Source organism: Streptomyces sp. NPDC048258 (genome assembly GCF_043201995.1).
Lineage (GTDB): Bacteria > Actinomycetota > Actinomycetes > Streptomycetales > Streptomycetaceae > Streptomyces.
Genome location: NZ_JBICZH010000007.1, coordinates 19958 through 36798, shown reverse-complemented (window position 1 = coordinate 36798; position 16841 = coordinate 19958). Strand labels below are relative to the sequence as shown.

Annotated in this window: 17 protein-coding genes and 1 pseudogene; 5 read left to right on the top strand and 13 right to left on the bottom strand. The window is 70.0% G+C overall.

From position 1 onward, the window contains the following. Window positions 1–244: 244 nt before the first annotated feature. From ACGFYQ_RS17785 to ACGFYQ_RS17770, 4 genes are all read right to left on the bottom strand, one after another. Complete coding sequence (locus ACGFYQ_RS17785; protein ID WP_393744798.1) at window positions 245–700, bottom strand: iron chaperone; 456 nt, start codon at window positions 698–700, stop codon at window positions 245–247. Window positions 701–875: 175 nt separating this feature from the next. Continuing rightward, window positions 876–1340: a helix-turn-helix transcriptional regulator gene (locus ACGFYQ_RS17780; protein ID WP_393744796.1), complete on the bottom strand. Its 465-nt coding sequence runs from the start codon at window positions 1338–1340 to the stop codon at window positions 876–878. A 57-nt stretch (window positions 1341–1397) separates the two neighbouring features. Continuing rightward, window positions 1398–1808: a VOC family protein gene (locus ACGFYQ_RS17775; protein WP_393744794.1), complete on the bottom strand. Its 411-nt coding sequence runs from the start codon at window positions 1806–1808 to the stop codon at window positions 1398–1400. A 60-nt stretch (window positions 1809–1868) separates the two neighbouring features. After that, window positions 1869–2714, bottom strand: a complete 846-nt coding sequence (locus tag ACGFYQ_RS17770; protein WP_393744792.1) for an SDR family oxidoreductase — start codon at window positions 2712–2714, stop codon at window positions 1869–1871. Window positions 2715–2794: 80 nt separating this feature from the next. On the opposite strand from ACGFYQ_RS17770, the gene ACGFYQ_RS17765 reads away from it, so the two are divergent. After that, window positions 2795–3430, top strand: a complete 636-nt coding sequence (locus ACGFYQ_RS17765) for a TetR/AcrR family transcriptional regulator (protein WP_393744790.1) — start codon at window positions 2795–2797, stop codon at window positions 3428–3430. On the opposite strand, the gene ACGFYQ_RS17760 is transcribed toward ACGFYQ_RS17765, so the two are convergent. Beyond that, complete coding sequence (locus tag ACGFYQ_RS17760) at window positions 3411–3710, bottom strand: hypothetical protein (RefSeq protein ID WP_393744788.1); 300 nt, start codon at window positions 3708–3710, stop codon at window positions 3411–3413. The two genes, ACGFYQ_RS17765 and ACGFYQ_RS17760, sit on opposite strands and share 20 nt — an antisense overlap. A 136-nt stretch (window positions 3711–3846) precedes the next feature. Between ACGFYQ_RS17760 and ACGFYQ_RS17755 the strand changes: the two genes are divergently transcribed. Further along, a complete protein-coding gene (locus ACGFYQ_RS17755; RefSeq protein WP_393744786.1) occupies window positions 3847–4587 on the top strand; it encodes a PP2C family protein-serine/threonine phosphatase in 741 nt (246 codons plus the stop codon). Window positions 4588–4659: 72 nt separating this feature from the next. On the opposite strand, the gene ACGFYQ_RS17750 is transcribed toward ACGFYQ_RS17755, so the two are convergent. The 7 genes from ACGFYQ_RS17750 to ACGFYQ_RS17720 all read right to left on the bottom strand — a co-directional run bounded on the left by ACGFYQ_RS17750 (window position 4660) and on the right by ACGFYQ_RS17720 (window position 11551). Continuing rightward, window positions 4660–5928, bottom strand: coding sequence for an ATP-grasp domain-containing protein (locus tag ACGFYQ_RS17750; RefSeq protein WP_393744784.1), 1269 nt, complete (start codon window positions 5926–5928; stop codon window positions 4660–4662). After that, complete coding sequence (locus ACGFYQ_RS17745) at window positions 5921–7123, bottom strand: MFS transporter (protein WP_393744782.1); 1203 nt, start codon at window positions 7121–7123, stop codon at window positions 5921–5923. The genes ACGFYQ_RS17750 and ACGFYQ_RS17745 overlap by 8 nt, the downstream gene beginning before the upstream one ends. A gap of 10 nt (window positions 7124–7133) precedes the next feature. After that, the gene (locus tag ACGFYQ_RS17740) at window positions 7134–7703 is read right to left on the bottom strand and encodes an RBBP9/YdeN family alpha/beta hydrolase (RefSeq protein WP_393744780.1); all 570 of its coding nucleotides are present in this window, start codon (window positions 7701–7703) and stop codon (window positions 7134–7136) included. A 4-nt stretch (window positions 7704–7707) separates the two neighbouring features. Beyond that, a complete protein-coding gene (locus tag ACGFYQ_RS17735; protein WP_393744778.1) occupies window positions 7708–8505 on the bottom strand; it encodes an arylamine N-acetyltransferase in 798 nt (265 codons plus the stop codon). 35 nt (window positions 8506–8540) lie between these two features. Beyond that, window positions 8541–9473 (bottom strand): 2Fe-2S iron-sulfur cluster-binding protein, encoded by a 933-nt coding sequence (locus ACGFYQ_RS17730; protein WP_393744776.1) that lies wholly within the window; start codon window positions 9471–9473, stop codon window positions 8541–8543. Continuing rightward, the gene (locus tag ACGFYQ_RS17725) at window positions 9470–10471 is read right to left on the bottom strand and encodes a diiron oxygenase (protein ID WP_393744774.1); all 1002 of its coding nucleotides are present in this window, start codon (window positions 10469–10471) and stop codon (window positions 9470–9472) included. Before ACGFYQ_RS17725 ends, ACGFYQ_RS17730 begins: the two co-directional genes overlap by 4 nt. A 273-nt stretch (window positions 10472–10744) precedes the next feature. Further along, window positions 10745–11551 carry a helix-turn-helix domain-containing protein gene (locus ACGFYQ_RS17720; protein ID WP_393744772.1) on the bottom strand — a complete coding sequence of 269 codons (807 nt, stop codon included), beginning with the start codon at window positions 11549–11551 and terminating at the stop codon, window positions 10745–10747. Between the two features lie 276 nt (window positions 11552–11827). Between ACGFYQ_RS17720 and ACGFYQ_RS17715 the strand changes: the two genes are divergently transcribed. From ACGFYQ_RS17715 to ACGFYQ_RS17705, 3 genes are all read left to right on the top strand, one after another. Then, window positions 11828–13174, top strand: a complete 1347-nt coding sequence (locus ACGFYQ_RS17715) for a beta-ketoacyl-[acyl-carrier-protein] synthase family protein (protein WP_393744770.1) — start codon at window positions 11828–11830, stop codon at window positions 13172–13174. Further along, window positions 13171–13560, top strand: coding sequence for a MazG nucleotide pyrophosphohydrolase domain-containing protein (locus ACGFYQ_RS17710; RefSeq protein ID WP_393744768.1), 390 nt, complete (start codon window positions 13171–13173; stop codon window positions 13558–13560). Before ACGFYQ_RS17715 ends, ACGFYQ_RS17710 begins: the two co-directional genes overlap by 4 nt. 327 nt (window positions 13561–13887) lie before the next feature. Continuing rightward, window positions 13888–15723 carry an ice-binding family protein gene (locus ACGFYQ_RS17705; protein ID WP_393744766.1) on the top strand — a complete coding sequence of 612 codons (1836 nt, stop codon included), beginning with the start codon at window positions 13888–13890 and terminating at the stop codon, window positions 15721–15723. Between the two features lie 128 nt (window positions 15724–15851). Here ACGFYQ_RS17705 and ACGFYQ_RS17700 read toward each other — a convergent pair. Next, window positions 15852–16753, bottom strand: a pseudogene (locus ACGFYQ_RS17700) (helix-turn-helix domain-containing protein). Between the last annotated feature and the right edge of the window lie 88 nt (window positions 16754–16841).

Below are 16841 nucleotides of genomic sequence, written 5' to 3'. Positions count from 1 at the left end.
TTCCACCCCACCGATCATGAAAGGTCATCCACGGGAAGGACCACGGATCCGCCCTGGCCGCCGTCCGGCGGGGAGGCCGACCCCGCCGGACGGCGGGGTGTGCGGGACGGCGACACCAGTCCCGCCCACGAGGCAGCGGGCCCCCGTGCGGCCGCTTCGCGAACAAGCCCCAGGTCGGCGACCTGGGGCTTGTTCGTTCCGGCCAACTCCTCGGCCTCTGCCTGGAGTTCCCCGGGGACCGGGCTCAGCTCACCGCTTTCTCGACGAGTGCGCCGATGCGCTCCTCATCGGCGGCGGTCAACACCGTCAGGGCGTAGGCGGTGGGCCACATGGCGCCTTCGTCGAGGTGCGCCAGGTCGCTGAAGCCGAGCGTGGCGTATCTCGTCTTGAACTTCTGCGCGCTCTGGAAGAAGCAGACGACCTTGCCGTCCTTGGCGTACGCGGGCATCCCGTACCAGAGCTTCGGCGAGAGGGCCGGAGCTGCGGCCTTCACGATGGCATGGATCCGCTCGGCGAGGACGCGGTCCGCTTCCGGCATCTCGGCGATCTTCGCGAGCACCTCGCTCTCCGCGTCCGCCTTGGCCGCGCGCGGGCTGCGGCGCGTGGACGACTTCAGCTCCTTGGCGCGCTCCTTCATCGCGCCCCGTTCCTCGTCCGTGAATCCGTCGTAGCCCTTGGCGGACGTCTGCGTGTCCTTCATGGCGGGTTTCCCTTCGTGCGAGGCTTGATCGGGGTCATTTCATGCCAGGGATCCGCCCCTGGCGGGTGGCTTTTCCGAAACTGGTCGGATGGCTACCGGCCCTCAGCCGAGCCGGCGGCCGTCGCGCATGAGGGTGCGTCCCTGCAGCTCGTTCGCCTCCCGCCACCCATGACGGTCATGCCGGTTGCGGCTCGGTGACCCGCGCTCGGTGCTCCCTGACCGGTCGGGTCACGTGGTGCGCCACGCACGACGGCATCCCCGCCACGGCGTCCGCCGCGCGCTGCCGGTAGGCGCTGGGCGGCATGCCGACCAGCTCGGTGAAGCGGCTGCTGAAGGTGCCCGGCGACGGGCAGCCGACCGCGAAGCAGACCTCGGTGACGCCGAGGTCGCCACGACGCAGCAGCGCCATCGCGCGCTCGATGCGACGCGTCATCAGATAGGCGTACGGCGAGTCGCCGTAGGCGAGCCGGAACTGGCGGCTGAGGTGCCCGGCCGGCATGTTCGCGCCGCGGGCGAGCGCCTCGACGTCGAGCGGCCGCGCGTACTCCCGGTCGATCCGGTCGCGGATGCGGCGCAGGCGCGCGAGGTCGTTCAGGTGCTGCGCCGCGGTGAGTGCGCGCCCCCACGAGGGATGGCACATGGGAGAGCTCCCTTCATCGATGTCCGCGAGCACGCCGGGGTGTCCGCCGGTCGGCGCTCAGCGGAGCTCCTGGATGCGGATCAGGTTGCCCGCGGGATCGCGGAAGGCGCAGTCGCGGATGCCGTACGGCTGCTCGGTCGGTTCCTGGACGACCTCGGCGTCGCCGGCCTGCAGCTTCTCGAAGGTGTCGTCGAGGTCCCGGGTGGCGAGCAGGATCCAGCCGTACGTGCCCTTGGCCATCATCTCGACGATGGTGCGGCGCTCGTCCTCGGTGATGCCGGGATCGGCGGCCGGCGGCGCCAGCAGGATGGACGTACCGGGCTGGTCGACGGGGCCGACCGTGATCCAGCGCATCTTGCCCTGTCCGACGTCGCTGCGGACCTCGAAGCCGAGGGTGTCGCGGTAGAAGGCCAGGGAGGCGTCCGGGTCTTCGTGCGGGAGGAAGGTCGTGTGAATGCTGATGTCCATGGGCATCACGCTAGCCGCGGCCCGGCGACCGGCGCTTCTCGATTCCTGATCGATCCGGTGCTACCGGAAGGCCGGCAGGTTGCGGGCGACCCACTCGGCGAAGGGCCGGGCCGGACGGAGAAGGACGCTCTCCACGTCGGGGCTGATCTCGCGCTCGGGCGGCAACGGGGCGCCGAGGACGTCCAGGGTCCCGCCGATCACCTCCTCCGGCATGAACCGCGCCATGTGGGCGTGGGCCTCCCCGCGGGACAGTTCCACGAAGGCCACCTCCTCGCCCACGGCCTCGGAGATCACGGCGGCCTGCCGGCGCGGGCTGATCAGCTCGGGGCCGGTCAGCTCGTACGTACGGCCCGCGTGACCGTCCTCGCGCAACGCGGCGGCGGCCACCTCCGCGATGTCCGCCGGGTCGATGACCGGCAGCGCCACATCACCGAACGGGGCGAGGACCGTGCGCCTCGTACGGACCGACTCGGCCCAGGCGAAGGCGTTGGAGGCGAAACCGCCCGGGCGCAGGACGGTGAAGTCCGGTCCGGCCGCCCGCACGGCGGCCTCGAACTCACGCAGGCGGGCGTGCGAGAGGGCTTCCGGGCGGGTGGAGTTGATCTGGGAGGAGAGCAGGACGACCCGCTCGACCCCGGCGGCCCCGGCCGCGTCCAGCAGGGCCTTCGGACTCTCGCCGTGGCCGCCCCGGTCGCCGCCCACCAGGACGAAGAAGGCGTCGGCGCCGTCGAGGAGCGGCCGCATGCTCGCGGCGCTGCCGACGTCGGCCCGGGCGTGCCGGACGCCGGCCGGAAGCCCGTCGGGCCGTGGCCGCCGCGAGACGGCCACGACCTCCTCACCGGCCTCCGCCAGCAGCGGCACCAGCGCCCGCCCGATGTTGCCGGTCGCACCCGTCACCACGATCATCGCGATCCCCCATGTTAGTTAGTTGGCTGACTTGGTTGGACTCTAACCGGGCCTCCGAGGCGCTGTCTATAGTTGGTTGGGTGACTGACTCAGTGAAGCCCCGGGCGGCGCGGGCGGCCGACAAGCGCCGACGGCTCACGGCCGCGGCGGCCCAGGTCCTGCACGAACAGGGGGTCGAGCGGACCACCCTCGCCGACATCGCGCGCGTGGCCGACGTCCCCGTCGGGAACGTCTACTACTACTTCAAGACCAAGGACGAACTGGTCCAGGCCGCGCTGTCCGAGCACAGCGCACACCTGGACGCGCTCACGGGTCGGCTGGACCGGCTGCCCGACCCGCTCGACCGCCTCAAGGGCCTGATCGAAGCCTGGGTCGGCCGGCGGGACACCGCCGCCCGCTACGGCTGCCCCACCGGCACCCTGGCCGTCGAACTCGACAAGCGCGCGGCCGGGACCCTCGACGCGGCGGCCGGCGCGGTGATCCGGCGCCTGCTCGACTGGGCCGGACAGCAGTTCCGCACCCTGGGCCTGCCCGACCCCGACGGCCTCGCCGTCACCCTCGTCTCCGGCTACCAGGGCATGTCACTGCTGGCCAACGCCCTGCGCGACCCGGACGTCATGACCCGCGAGGGAGCCCGCCTCGTCCGCTGGCTCGACTCGCTGAAGGCTCCCCGCCTCCAAGAGGCGGCGGCCGGCGCTACGGCTGCAGACGGCTGAAGCCCACCTCGAAGCGTTCGACCGAGACGATCTGCTGGCCCTCCCGCTGGGCCGTCTCCTCGCGGATCCGGGCGGCCTGGTCCTCGCTCGCCCGCATGGTCTCCTCGTCCTCCCACAAGGTCAGCGACTTGGCCGTGCCCGAGGCCCGGTCGACGAGGTAGTACACGCCCCGGAAGCCGGGAACGTCCTGGACCTGCTGGACGACCGCCTCCGAGCTCGCGCTCACGTCTCCCGTCGCGGGAACCGGTGATCCCTGGTAGGTGCTCAGCCTCGCGAACATCTCGCGCAGTCCTTTCCTCAGGCCCCAGGACCAGCGTGCTCCGGCAGGTCGCGCGCCGCATGCCGAGTGGCGTGACAAGGCGTGACAATGGGATGGGAGTGACGCGTCTGCCGTTGCGGAGAGGCGGGACCTCGTGGTGGCGTACATAGCTGTGACCGCCCTGAGCCATGTCGGGCTGATTCGTGAGCACAACGAGGACAGCCTTGCCGTCGGGCCGTGGACGCTCTGCGGGACCGTGACCCTGAGCCCGCAGACGCTGCTGTTCCCCCTCGGCAGACCACTCGTCGTCGCGGTCGCCGACGGGCTCGGCGGGCAGCCGGCCGGTGAGGTCGCCAGCGAGCTGGTCGTGCGCCAGCTCGCCGCGCTCGGCCCCGCGCTGGACAGCGCGGAAGCGATCAGTGACGCTCTGAACCGCTGCAACGATGCGGTGTACTCGGCCACCGACGGCCGGCCGGACCTGACCGCCATGGGGACCACGGTCGCCGGCGCCCTCGTACTGGCCGAGTCGCTGCTGGCGTTCAACGTCGGTGACAGCAAGGTGTTCCACGCGACCGAGGACGGGCTGCGCCAGGTCAGCGTGGACGACAGCCCGCCGCCCCCGCCGGGCCGTCGCACCACGTCGGCCGTCACACAGACGCTCGGCGGCAGCCCCGGGCGCAGCCCCATCACTCCCCATGTGGCGACCTTCCCGCTGTCCACGGGCGACCGCTACCTGGTGTGCAGCGACGGGCTGACCGACCCCTTGCCCGACGACGTGATCGACGACCTGCTGCGCGTGCACGACGACGGCAAGGCCGCCTTCGAGCTGTGGAAGGCGGCCATCGAAGCCGGAGGCCCGGACAACATCACTCTCGCGCTGGTACGCATCGGCGCCTGAAGCCCGAGCAGCGAACGGCGCAGCCCCAGGTCCGTGACCCGGGGCTGCGTCGTGCCGCGTGCCGTACCGGCGCTACGCGCCCGGAACGACCTCGATGAGCGCTCCCCTCCGGTCCAGGTCGAGGACGTGCTCCATGTCCCGTACGAGCACCTCGGGGTCCGTGTGGGCGAGGACCACACGGCCGTACGAGGTGATCAGGTCGATGGTCTTCTCGACGCGGTCCCCCGGAACCTGCTCACAGGTGTCGAAGAGATAGCTGCTGAGCTCCCCGGTGGCCTCCCGTACCCGGTTCGCGGCGACCACACCCGCCGTCGGCGCGAAGAGGAAGCACTCGACGACGCCCTGCCGCAGCGACGGCCGCACCCGCGTCCGGCGCAGGAACTCGTCCGGCGCCACGCGCGATGCCAGCGTCAGGTCGATCAGGGAGTGCGTGGACGACTCCTCCACCAGCCTCGGGCCCAGGCCGCCGTGCATACGGGCGCCCGTCTCGATGAGGACCGGTCCGTCGGCGGTGAGGACGAGCTCGCTGTGGGCGGGGCCGTTCTCGATCCCCAACGCGGCGAGCACCTGCTCCACATAGGCCACGATGCCGGGGTGGTCGCCGACCTCCACCGACGACATCGCCCGGTACGCGGGGTTCCCCTCGACGGTCTCCTTCGTGTAGCGGAACATGTTGACGACGAAGGCCGAGCCGTCGAGCGACACCGAGTCGACCACGAACTCCGGCCCGACGAGCCGCTCCTGGACCAGGACGTCCGTGATGAGCTCACCGGCGAGGTCGGAGCGTCCGAACAGCTTCTCGCACGCCGCCCGTACCTCGTCCAGGCTCGAACAGAAGAACACGCCGTCGGTGGCGAACGACTTGACCGGCTTCACGACGTACTCGGCCAGTCCGCCGGCGGCGCACCACTCGACGATGGACTCGGTGTCGGACGCCTTGTGGTGCGGGATGTACCGGATGCCCGCGTCGCGCAGCCGGCCCTGCATCAGGAACTTGTCCCGACGGGCCTCGGAGGACCCGGTGTTCGGGCGCATCCCCCAGTGGGCCGCCAGCAGGTCGAACGCCTCGACCCCCGGCTCGGACCCGCAGATGAGGAACTCGGGCCGGCCGCCGCACAGGCTCTCGATGGCGGCGGCCGTCGTCCGGACGTCCGCGAAGCGCAGCTCCGCGACGAAGTCCCCGGCCGGGTACGTCGCCGTGAGAGCGGCCGGCAGGGTCTCCGACGTCAGCACGGCGATGGACTTCAGGCCGTACAGCTCCTGCGCACGGCGGGCCAGTACCGCGCCGCTGGAGTATGGGTCCACCACCACCAGCGTCCCGGTCGTTCCGAGCTCAGGCATTCTCCAGAACCTTCTCTTCGCGCACGGGCCGGGGGCCGGCCTCACCGCTGCGGACCAGGGTCATCGCGAGCGAGCCGACGAGGGCGCAACCCGCCGAGACCCACAGGGCCGCCTGCCACCGGCCGCCGTCGAGCAGATCTCCGTAGACGGCCGCCGCGACGGCTCCGCCCAGGTAGAACGAGGACTGCCGCAGGCCGATCGAGAACATCTGCCGCGCCGGGGCGAAGCCCGACATCGCGACCGTGTCCAGCAGCGGCATCAGGCAGTAGTTGAACAGCAGCCGCAGCAGGTAGAGCACGACGAAGACGATCAGCGGGACGGTCAGGGACTGCAGCAGCAGGCCGAGGACGGCCAGGACCCCGAAGAACGCGGCGGTCGGGCGCAGCGAGAAGCGCTTGACCAGGACGGGCGCGAAGATGGCGCCGAAGATGCTGACGATCTTGTCGGTGCCCAGGATGAGCGAGATGTCGCTCACCGGGATGTCGTAGACCTGGGAGAACAGGACGTTGGCGAACCGGAAGAACAGCGCGATCGAGGCGCCCAGGAATCCGGCCGCCACGAAGAGGGTCACGAAGTTGCGCTTCTCCCCCGGCGCCCGGGTCTCCTCGTGCGAGACCGCCGCGGCGGTCTGCTGGACCGACCGCGCCGACGGGAAGCGCAGCACGAGCATCAGGCAGGCCGACAGGAAGGACAGCAGGAGGAAGAAGCGGTACTTCTCCAGGTCGCTCGTGTGGAGCCAGCCGCTGACCGCGGACACCAGGGCGGAGCCGATGACGCCGGCGCCCAGGTAGCTGATGAAGAACGCGCTGAACAGGCGGGTACGGGCGGCCTCCGGGACCTGCTTGCCCGCGATCGCGTTGCCCACCGAGAGCAGGCCGAGCATGCCGGCGAGGATCAGGCTCAGGACGACGGACGCCGAGGCGACCGAGGCCACGAACGGCAGGCCGGCGAAGGGCACGGTGTACAGCACCGACGCCCCGATGAGGAGGGTCCGCTGCGACACGTACCGCCCCAGGAAGAGGAGCGGGACGACCGCGACCGCCATGGCGCCAGTGGCGATGGCGTAGATCACGCCCGCGTCGCCCTCGTTGATGCCGCGCTCGGCGAGGTAGAAGTTGAACACCACGTCGAAGATGGTGTTGGCGAGCCCCATGAAGAACGAGGCGGCGAGATAGAAGTAGACGGGCCGGGGCACCGACGAGAATTTACTGCGCAAAGCGGACACGTCCATCGGTGGTTTCAAGTGTGTTTCCGGAAAGCTGCCCGATCAGCCGGGCCACGTGGCTCCACTCCCCGTAGCCGTCCCGTGTGGCGAGATGCCCGCCGCCGGGGATGACCTCGACGCTGCTTCCCCACGTCTCCGCCAGCGCGAGGCCCCGTTCCAGCGAGAGGAACGGGTCGTTGTCGGAGACCACGAGGTGCGTCTTGAGCGGCAGCGCGACCGCGGGCAGCGGCGCCTGGCCCTTGATGGCCGGCAGCGTGTCGGCCGCCTCGACATCGGCCGGAGCGACCAGGAGCGCCCCGACGACCCGGCTGTCCCACCGCGTCGCGGCCCATTGGGCGACGGTCACCGATCCGCAGCTGTGCCCGATGAGGAAGACCTCCCCGTCGATGCCGCGCACGGTCTCGTCGAGCGTGGCGACCCAGCGGTCGCGCTCGACGCTCGCCCAGTCGTCCTGGACCACGCGGGAAAAGCCCTCGTACGTGTTCTCCAGATGCGTCTGCCAGTGATCCGGGCCGGAACCGGTATATCCCGGTACGGTCAGAAAATGCATGGTGTTACCTTTCGAGCCCGAGGTCACGCAGGGGGATGGTGAGGCCGAAATACCGGCCGAGCACTTCCTGGAGCTGCGCTTCGTCGTCGACGGGGGAAGTGGAGCTGCTGCCGTCGTGCACGATCGTCACGTGCCCGTCCCGGACGCTCAGCCTGCCGGTGGGGGTGGGGATGCTCGCCACCTTGTGCTTGTTCAGCAGGCTGTTGGGTGACGCCGTCGTGTAGAAGTGCGCCATGTCCAGATCGGCCGCCTCGACCGGAGCGTCGACGAAGCGGTAGATGTCCTGCCATTCGGTCGAGCCGACGGCGTGTTCCTGGATCGACACCGTCCAGACCGGGGCGCCCGGCCCGCGGTCGAGGCCGACCCTCGTGGAGAGGGCGGGGTGGGTCAGTTCCTCCCCGTCCGCCAGCCGGACCGGTCCTCGGGGGCCCCGGGCCCCGTATCCGATGTCGAAGAGCCAGCGCTCGCCGTCGAGCGTCACGACGAAGACCTGATGGGTCGCCGGGCCCTTGGGGTTGACGCTGCCGCCCAGCCGGATCTCGTAGTCGAAGCCGCCCTCGTCGAACAGCCACTGCATCAGCCGCCCCGTCTCGAAGCAGATGCCGCCCCGGCGACGGTCCACGATCACCTCGCGGAGGGCCTCTTCGCCGAGGCCCCGCTCCGCGTTGCCGTGCATGCTGAAATTCTCGAAGGGAACGTTGTAGAGGTGCGCCTCGTGCAGGTGGCGAAGGCACGCGAGGGTCGGCTCCAACGGCACGTGGAATCCGATCCGGCCGGCGTATCCGGCGATGAGCTCGTTCACGGGGGTCTTCCTGGTCGGGGTGGGGGTCGCCGGCATCAGACGTTCAGCACGAGCCGGGTGCTCATCGACTTGCTCACGCACGGGATCATGTAGCTGGACGCGGCCTTCTCCTGATCGGTGAGCACTTCGTCCCGGTGATCGATCTGCCCCGTGCGGACCTCGACCTCGCACGTCCCGCAGATGCCCTGCCGGCACGAGGACGGGACGACCACACCGTTGCGGTTGAGCGCGTCGAGCAGCGGCTGGTGCTGGGCGGCCTCGAAGGTGATGCCGGTCTTGACGCACTCCACTTCGACGGACCGGGGCGTGTCGTCGGCGGATCCGGTCGCCGATCCGTCGGTGACCAGGTGCCGTGACCCCGCGGCCCGGTCGACGGCGGCGCGCACCGCCGCGACCATCGCGTCCGGGCCGCACAGGCCGATGGTGCTGCCGACCGGGATGCCGGCGACGACCTCGGACCAGTCGGGGCGGCCCTGCGTCCCGGTGTCGACGGTGACGACACCGCCGTCCTGTTCCCTCGCCAGCTCCTGGATCCGGCCGAGGAACGGGAACTCCTCCGCGCCCCGGTCGACGTAGACGAGCCGCCAGCCACGCAGCCGCCCACTGGCCAGGACCGCCAGGATCGGGTTGATCCCCACGCCGCCGGCCACGAAGTGGGTGAAGGGGGTGGAGGCCTCGGCGGTGAAGTGCCCTCCCGGCGCGGAGACCCTGACGGGTGCTCCGACGTGCAGGCGGGGCGAGAGCAGATCGCGCTGGTCGCCTCGCCGGCGGTTGCGCACGGCCAGCTCGTAGCCCTCGTCGTCGGCGGCCACGACCGTGAAGGTCTTGAACCGCGGCCCCACGCGCAGCGTGACGTGCTGACCGGGCACGGCGGCCGGCAGGCACGGGCGGCCCACCGGATGGGTGAGCCAGTACTGGGTGACCGTCGGGGTCAGGGCGCGCGCGGCCTGAACGATCGCCGCCTTCACGCGATCAGCCCCGATTCCTGGAAGGCTTCGAGGGTGGCGCTGTGCTTCAGGGCCCCGGCCTCGACGAAGTACTGAAGGGTGGGCGCGGCCCCGCGGCGCACGTCGTCCACGACCTTGTCGCGCGAGTAGACGTCGCTCATGATCTGTTCCACTTCTCGGCTTCCCAGGCCGGCGGCCCCCAGTCCCAGAGCCGTGCTCGTGTAGTCGGGCTCCAGGAACGCGAATATCAGCTGCGGTATGTACGGGCCGGCCAGCTCCTGTTCCTTCTTCGTCATCGCGGGCCACAGGAAGCGGAGCAGCGTCGAGAAGTAGGAGTGGTGCTTGGCCTCGTCGACCGCGTGGTCGGCCACCATGTCGCGGACACCTTCGGGGAGCCGCTTGTCCTGGGGCAGTTCGTCGAGGATCGAGGAGATGAGGGTCTCGCTGACGATGGCGAACAGCATCTCGTCCAGGCCGCGGATCTCGCTCGGCAGCTCTTCGTGGATCCTCGCCAGCTCGGCGGTGAACGTCGGGGTGTCCGGGAGGGCCGGAGCGATCCGGGTGCGGTCGCGGACCCCGCGCAGGATCTCGTACGTGAACTGCGCGTGCCAGGCCTCGTCCGTCACGATCTTGAAGGCGTCCAGGCGCATGGGCTCGGGCAGGTCGAGTCCGGACATGCCCCGGCTGATGTGCCCGGTGACCGGGATGACCGCGCTCTGCTCCAGGTCGATCGTGAACTTGAGGTACTCGTAGAGACGATGGACCAGCACGGTCTCTCGGATGTGCGGCTCGGCCTGCTCGAGGAGCGGGTGCGACAGGGCGGGCACGAGTTCGGGGCTGAAGAACAGTTCACCATCGGTGTCCAGCACCCTCATCGGGCTGTTCCGGACGGTGGCGACCCGTTCCCAGGTACGGAAGCGGCTGCGGTAGTCGGCTTCGACGAAAGCCCGATCGAGGCGATTCTGGTGCCGGCGGGCGAGAACGGTCCTATTCGCCGTACTCGCAAATTGCAGTGCCATGGTTTAAACCTTCATGTGACTGCCCAGGCCTTCGTGTGACCTGTGTGTGGTGGTGTCGTTTTCGGTGGGACGAGGATGTCCATCCACACAACTGCCCGTCAAGCGGCAGAAGTTTGCCGCTGTACGGAGTTGTCCGGTTCGTCGGCATCGAAGATCGGCGAAACGGAACAAATGAAAGGCGACCGGCAAATGTTTGCCGGTCGCCGTCGAAGAGAGCGCGTGCGCGGCAAAAGTTTGCCGCTCAAGGCCGCACGTGAACGTGTAATGTGCTGGCTATTGCACCGAACTACGGTTCTGTTGCGCCGGGATGACGACGCGTGAGGGCAGGACGGGTTTCTGCGGCAGCAGCATGACGCAGCGCAGTCCGTGCTGGTAGGCGGGAAGGAGCACCTGGGAGGTAACGCTGATCTGCTCGGGCGAGACGTGCGGAAGGACCAGCCGGTAGCGGTGCCCCTGGCGGAAGGCGATGACCTTCGGCCCCTGCGCCCAGAGCCGGCGGCACTCGGCATCCTGCAGGACGTGCTGGAGAAGCTTGTCGAGCGGTGCCTTGTGGGAGCTCGTGGCCAGGGCGAACCGCAGCATGGCCAGGTAGATCTCCGCGTGCTGGCGCCAGTCCAGCATCTGTTCACGGGCCGCGTGGTCGGTCAGCGCCCAGCGCATGAGATTGGCACCCGGTGCGAGCACCCAGGGGAACCAGTCGGCCATCAGGGTGTTGTAGCCCAGGATGTTCCAGCAGCCGTCCGTGAGATAGGCGGGGAACTGGGTCTGCGCCGTGACCAGTTGCAGGAGGGCGAGCTGCTCCTCGGCCGCGCCTTCCTCGTCCGCGAGGGCGAGCCCGGCACCGTCGAGTGCGCGGCTGTAGAGGACCATGCGCTCGTCAGGCCCCAGAACCAATACCTCGGAAAGCCGGCCCAATATGTCACTGGAAAGCGAGACGGAATCCCCGGATTCCAGGCTGCGATACCAGCGCTCGCTCACGCCCATGAGTTCGGCGACTTCCTTCTGCGGAATTGCCTTGTCCCGTCGCAGCTTGACGCCCGCGTCGACTCGCCAGACACGCAGGAGCTGCGACAGCTCCATGGCCTGAGGGGCGGGATCGGGCGCGAAAGCGGAATTATGAACGCCAGATGTCCCCATCGTAAAACTCCCCCTGCGATGGCACGTAATCGACGCTTGACCTGGTGTCGAAGTGTAGCGTTCCCCCGTGATTGTCCGTCGCCTCCTCCTCACCAATGCGGGTGGCAAGTGACGAGCGTCTCAGACGCCTTGTGCGAACACCTGAGAAACGGCTTCCATGCAACCAACTGTCGGGCGATCCTCGGCAGTTGAGAGCCAGAAACAGGAAAGCGGAACCCTATGCACCAGCCGCTCACACCCACCGGCCGGCCTGTCGGAGTGACCCGGGCAACACAACGCCGGGTCGTCGTCACCGGTATGGGTGCGATCACCCCCCTCGGTGTCGGCGTTCCGGCCCTGTGGCAAGGGCTCCTCGAAGGGCGGAGCGGCGTACGGCCGCTGGAGGGTGAGGAGTTCGCCGGTCAACCCGTGCGCATCGGCGGGACCGTTACGGCGGACCCCGGCGAGCTGCTGCCCAAGGCCCAGGCGCGACGGATGAACCGCGCGGCCCAGTTCGCGGTGATCGCCGCTCGCGAGGCATGGCGGGACGCGGGCCTCGACGCCTCCGGAACCGTCGGGAGCGGCGTCGACCCGAGCAGGACCGGAGTGTGCGTCGGCACCATCATCGGCGGCGCCCCCGTCCTGGTCGACGGTGACCGCCGGCTGCGCGACAAGGGCCCGCGGGGCGTTTCGCCGCTCACCGCCGCGATGACCGTTCCCTCTCAGGCAGCGGCCCAGATATCCATCGATCTGCACGTCACCGGCGAGGCCCGCACCGTCGTGAGCGCCTGTGCCTCGGGCACCGAGGCCATCGGGCAGGCCATCGACCGGATCCGCCACGGGCACGTCGACATCGTCCTGGCAGGGGGAGCGGAAGCCGCCATCACCCCGTCCGTGATGGCCGCGTTCTCCGCCATGCGCGCCCTGTCCACGCGCAACGACGAGCCCGAACGGGCCTCCCGTCCGTTCGCCAAGGACCGTGACGGTTTCGTCCACGGCGAGGGTGCCGGGCTGCTCGTCCTGGAGGCCGAGGAGCACGCGCTGGCGCGTGGCGCCCGTATCTACTGCGAAGCGGCCGGCTGGGGCCTCTCGGCGGACGCCCACCACATCGTCGCGCCCGACCCTTCGGGCGACGGCATCGTCCTCGCACTGCGCCGGGCCCTCGCCGATGCCGGAGCCGTCCCCGCCGACGTCGTCCATGTCAACGCGCACGCCACCGCCACCGTGGAGGGGGACCTCGCCGAGGCCACGGCGCTGCGCCGCCTCCTGGACGAGCGCGGCGCCGGGGCGCCCAGCGTTCCGGTGACCGCCGTGAAGGGCAATCTGGGCCATCTGCAAGGCGCCACGGGTGCGGTGGAAGCCGTCGTGGCCGCCCTCACGCTCCACCACGGCCTCGTTCCGCCTACGATCGGCTGTGACGATCTCGACGACGCCTGCGAGCTGGACGTGGTCACCCATGTGCCGCGTTTCCTGCCGCCCGCGGGCGGCGTCGTCCTGAGCAATTCCTTCGGCTTCGGCGGTCACAACGCGGTCCTCGCCCTGCGCCGAGACCGGTCGGGCCGCGCGACAGAGGGTAGGGCCGTATGACCGCCACCACTTCCCAGGACCTGGTCCGCGAGTTCCACCGGGCCTTCGGTCTCGACGTGGGGTCCAGCCCGGCCAACGTCACGCCGGAACTGGCCCGGCACCGCCAGGTCCTCCTGGAGGAGGAAGTGGCCGAGCTCGCCGAGGCGACGGAGTCCGGCCGCCTGGCGCACATCGCGCACGAGCTGGCCGACGTGGTCTACATCGCGTACGGGACCGCCGCCGTGCACGGCATCGACCTCGACGCGGTACTGGCCGAGATCCACCGCGCCAACATGTCCAAGCTAGGCCCGGACGGCCGTCCTTCGTACCGGGAGGACGGGAAGGTGCTCAAGGGCGCTTCGTACCGTCCGCCGAACGTGGCCGACGTCCTGCGCGAACAGGCCTGACGGACGCCGGAGAGCAGTACCAGGTCGTTGCCGTGTGGCGGGCCGCCGTGGCGACGGCAGGCGCCGTGGTGGGTACTCCCCGCTGTGACGACGCAACGAATACGCACAGACGTGCGACGCATCCATATACCTGACGCTACATCACTCTTGCAGACGCTTTTTCTGATTTGCGGTCTATCGCTCTGGAATATGCGGGAATGCTTCCGCGTGACGACCCGTCACCAGCTCTGGCCGGGAGCAGATCTGCATCCCCTCCTCGGGGTGAGCCTGCGTGTCGGCGCAGGCAGCGGGCCGGCGGCCCTGACCAGCGACAAGAAAGGCCCTGCTATGGCATTGGATGTCATCCGGTCGGCTCCACCCGACACGAGCCCTCAACGCAATCTGCTCAAACGGGGAGCCTTCACCCTGCTCCCCACAGCGCTCCTGGCGGCGGCCGCCCTGGTCCCGACCCTCGCCCACGCCGCAGAAGCCCCCGTGTTGCTGGGGACCACCGCCAGTTACGGGGTCCTGGCCGGTTCGACGGTCACCAACACGAACGACACCGTCATCAACGGCGACCTGGGGCTCTATCCGGGCACATCGGTGACCGGCTTCCCGCCCGGCATCGTCAACGGAGTGACGCGCGTAGCCCCCAACGCCGCCGCCGCTCAGGCGAAGTCCGACCTCGTCGTCGCCTATGACGACGCGGCAGGCCGGGGGCCCGGGACCATTCTCGCAGATGACGAGATCGGCGGACTGACGCTGGCGCCCGGCGTCTACACGGCCCCGGCGTCGCCGCCGTCCCTGCAACTCACCGGGACGGTCACCCTCGACGGCGAGGGCGACCCCAACTCCGTCTTCATCTTCCGGATCCCCTCGACCCTGACCACGGCTTCGTCGAGTTCCGTGGCCTTCATCAACGGAGCAAATGCCTGCAACGTGTTCTGGCAAGTGGGCAGCTCCGCCACCCTCGGCACGGACACCGACTTCAAGGGCACCATCCTGGCCATGCAGTCCATCACGCTGAACCACGGCGCCGATATCGAAGGCCGCGCCCTGGCGCGTGAGGCCGCGGTCACGATGGACGAGAACACCATTACGAGGCCGACCTGCGCCGTCGGCCCGCCTGGACCGCCTGGACCTCCCGGGCCGACCGGGTCTCCCGGCCCGACGGGTTCGCCTGGTCCGACGGGTGCGCCCGGCCCGACGGGCGCACCCGGCCCCGACGGCAGCCCCGGCGCCCCCGGCCCCGACGGCGCACCCGGACCCACCGGTAGCCCCGGCGCACCCGGCGCCCCCGGACCCGACGGCGCACCCGGCCCCACCGGCAGCCCCGGCGCACCCGGACCCGACGGCTCACCCGGAGCCCCCGGACCCGCCGGCTCACCCGGACCCGCCGGTAGCCCCGGCGCACCCGGCCCCGCCGGCTCACCCGGACCCGCCGGTAGCCCCGGCGCACCCGGCCCCGACGGCTCACCCGGACCCGCCGGCTCACCCGGACCCACCGGTAGCCCCGGCGCACCCGGCCCCGACGGCTCACCCGGACCCGCCGGCTCACCCGGACCCGCCGGTAGCCCCGGCGCACCCGGACCCGACGGCTCACCCGGACCCGCCGGCTCACCCGGACCCGCCGGACCCGCCGGACCCGCCGGACCCAAGGGGCCCAAGGGGCCTCGCGGCGACAAGGGCGAAGAGGGCGACTCGGGCGACTCGGGCGATCACGACAACGGCCACCACGATGGCGACGAGGGCGACGAGGGCGACGAGGGCGAGCACGGTCGCGACGACCACGACGACGAGGGCGAGCAGGGTCACGGTCACGACGGCCACCACCAGGGCAAGCCCCCCCACGGTCACGACAACCCCGACCAGGGCAAGCCCCCCCACGGTCACGACAACCCCGACCAGGGCAAGCCCCCGTGGGCCGACTTCCTGCCGGGCGGCCTCGACGATGCTCTGGGCCACGTGCTTCCCGGCCACACGGCCAAGACCGTCAACTTCGCCCCGGTGAGTGCCACCACCGGCCGGCAGCCGAAGGCAGCGTCGCCCGACCTCGCCGCCACCGGCACGAGCAGCGAGACCGGCATCATGGCCGCCTCCGCGGCCGCGCTGGTATTCGTCGGAGGCTCGGCCCTCTTCGCGATGAAGAGAACCCGCCGAGGTACGGCGACTCGACAGGACTAGCCGGAACACGGCAGGCGTGACAGCCTCACGCCTCTGACCGATCGGTCTCGACAGGGCCCGAAGCCGAGCCCCTGGACACGTCGTCCAGGGGCTCGGTTCTCGATGTCAGGATGCGTACCGCACGGCGCTCATGGGTTCGACGGGGACGGAGTACCGACGTCTGGCCAGAATTCCGTGCCGACGTACGCCTTGATGGCTTCGTTGATGTAATACCGGGTACTGTCCGGGCTCAGCGCCTGGGCCTGCAGGTGCGCGTACATATCGCTGTAGATCCTGATGTCGGATCGTTTCTCCAGATAGAGATCGCTGGTGAACCTTTCCAAATACACCACGCTCACGTCGGCTGCGTCGGCGAATTCGAGCAGCGCGAACTGTCCCGAGACACCAGGGTGCGCCCCCACGTCGTGGGGGAGAACCTGCACGGTGATGTGCGGCTGGGCTCCGAGTGGGTCAGATGCTCCAGCTGCTCGCGCATGACCTCGCGGCTGCCCACGACGCGCCGCAAGGCCGATTCGTCCAGTACGGCCCATAAGCGCAGCGGGTTGCCCAGGGCGCCCAGCCGGTGCTGGCGCCGCAGTCGTACCTGGAGGCGTGTGGCGGCTTGTTCGGCGGCGACCTGAGGGATCGTTTTTGCAATGACCGCCCGGGCATAGGCGGGGGTCTGCAGCAGGCCGGGGATCACCAGGGGCTCGTAGCATCGGATCGCCGCGGCCTCGGCCTCCAGGCCGATGTAGGCGCCGTACGGGATGTCACCGTAGGCGTTCCACCAGCCCTGCTGCCCCGATTCCCTGGCCAGCTGCATCAGATGATCAACGAGCCGCCGGTCCTGGACTCCGTACAGCCCGCAGAGATCGCGCACGTCACGCGGCTTGATGCGGCGGTGGCCGTTCTCCATGAGACTGACCTTGGGCTGGGAGATCAGCAGGCTCTCCGCCACCTGCGGCGTCGTCATGCCCCTGATCTCCCGGAGCCGACGGAGCTCCGATCCCAGCCGGCGCCTGCTGACGGTGGGATTGGCATTGACACCCACGGGCCGTTCACCTCCATTCAAAAGACCTTGCGATGGCCAGCAGATTGTCACGGCCAGGGCCGGCTGAGTCCGCCCTTTCGCCGTGTCG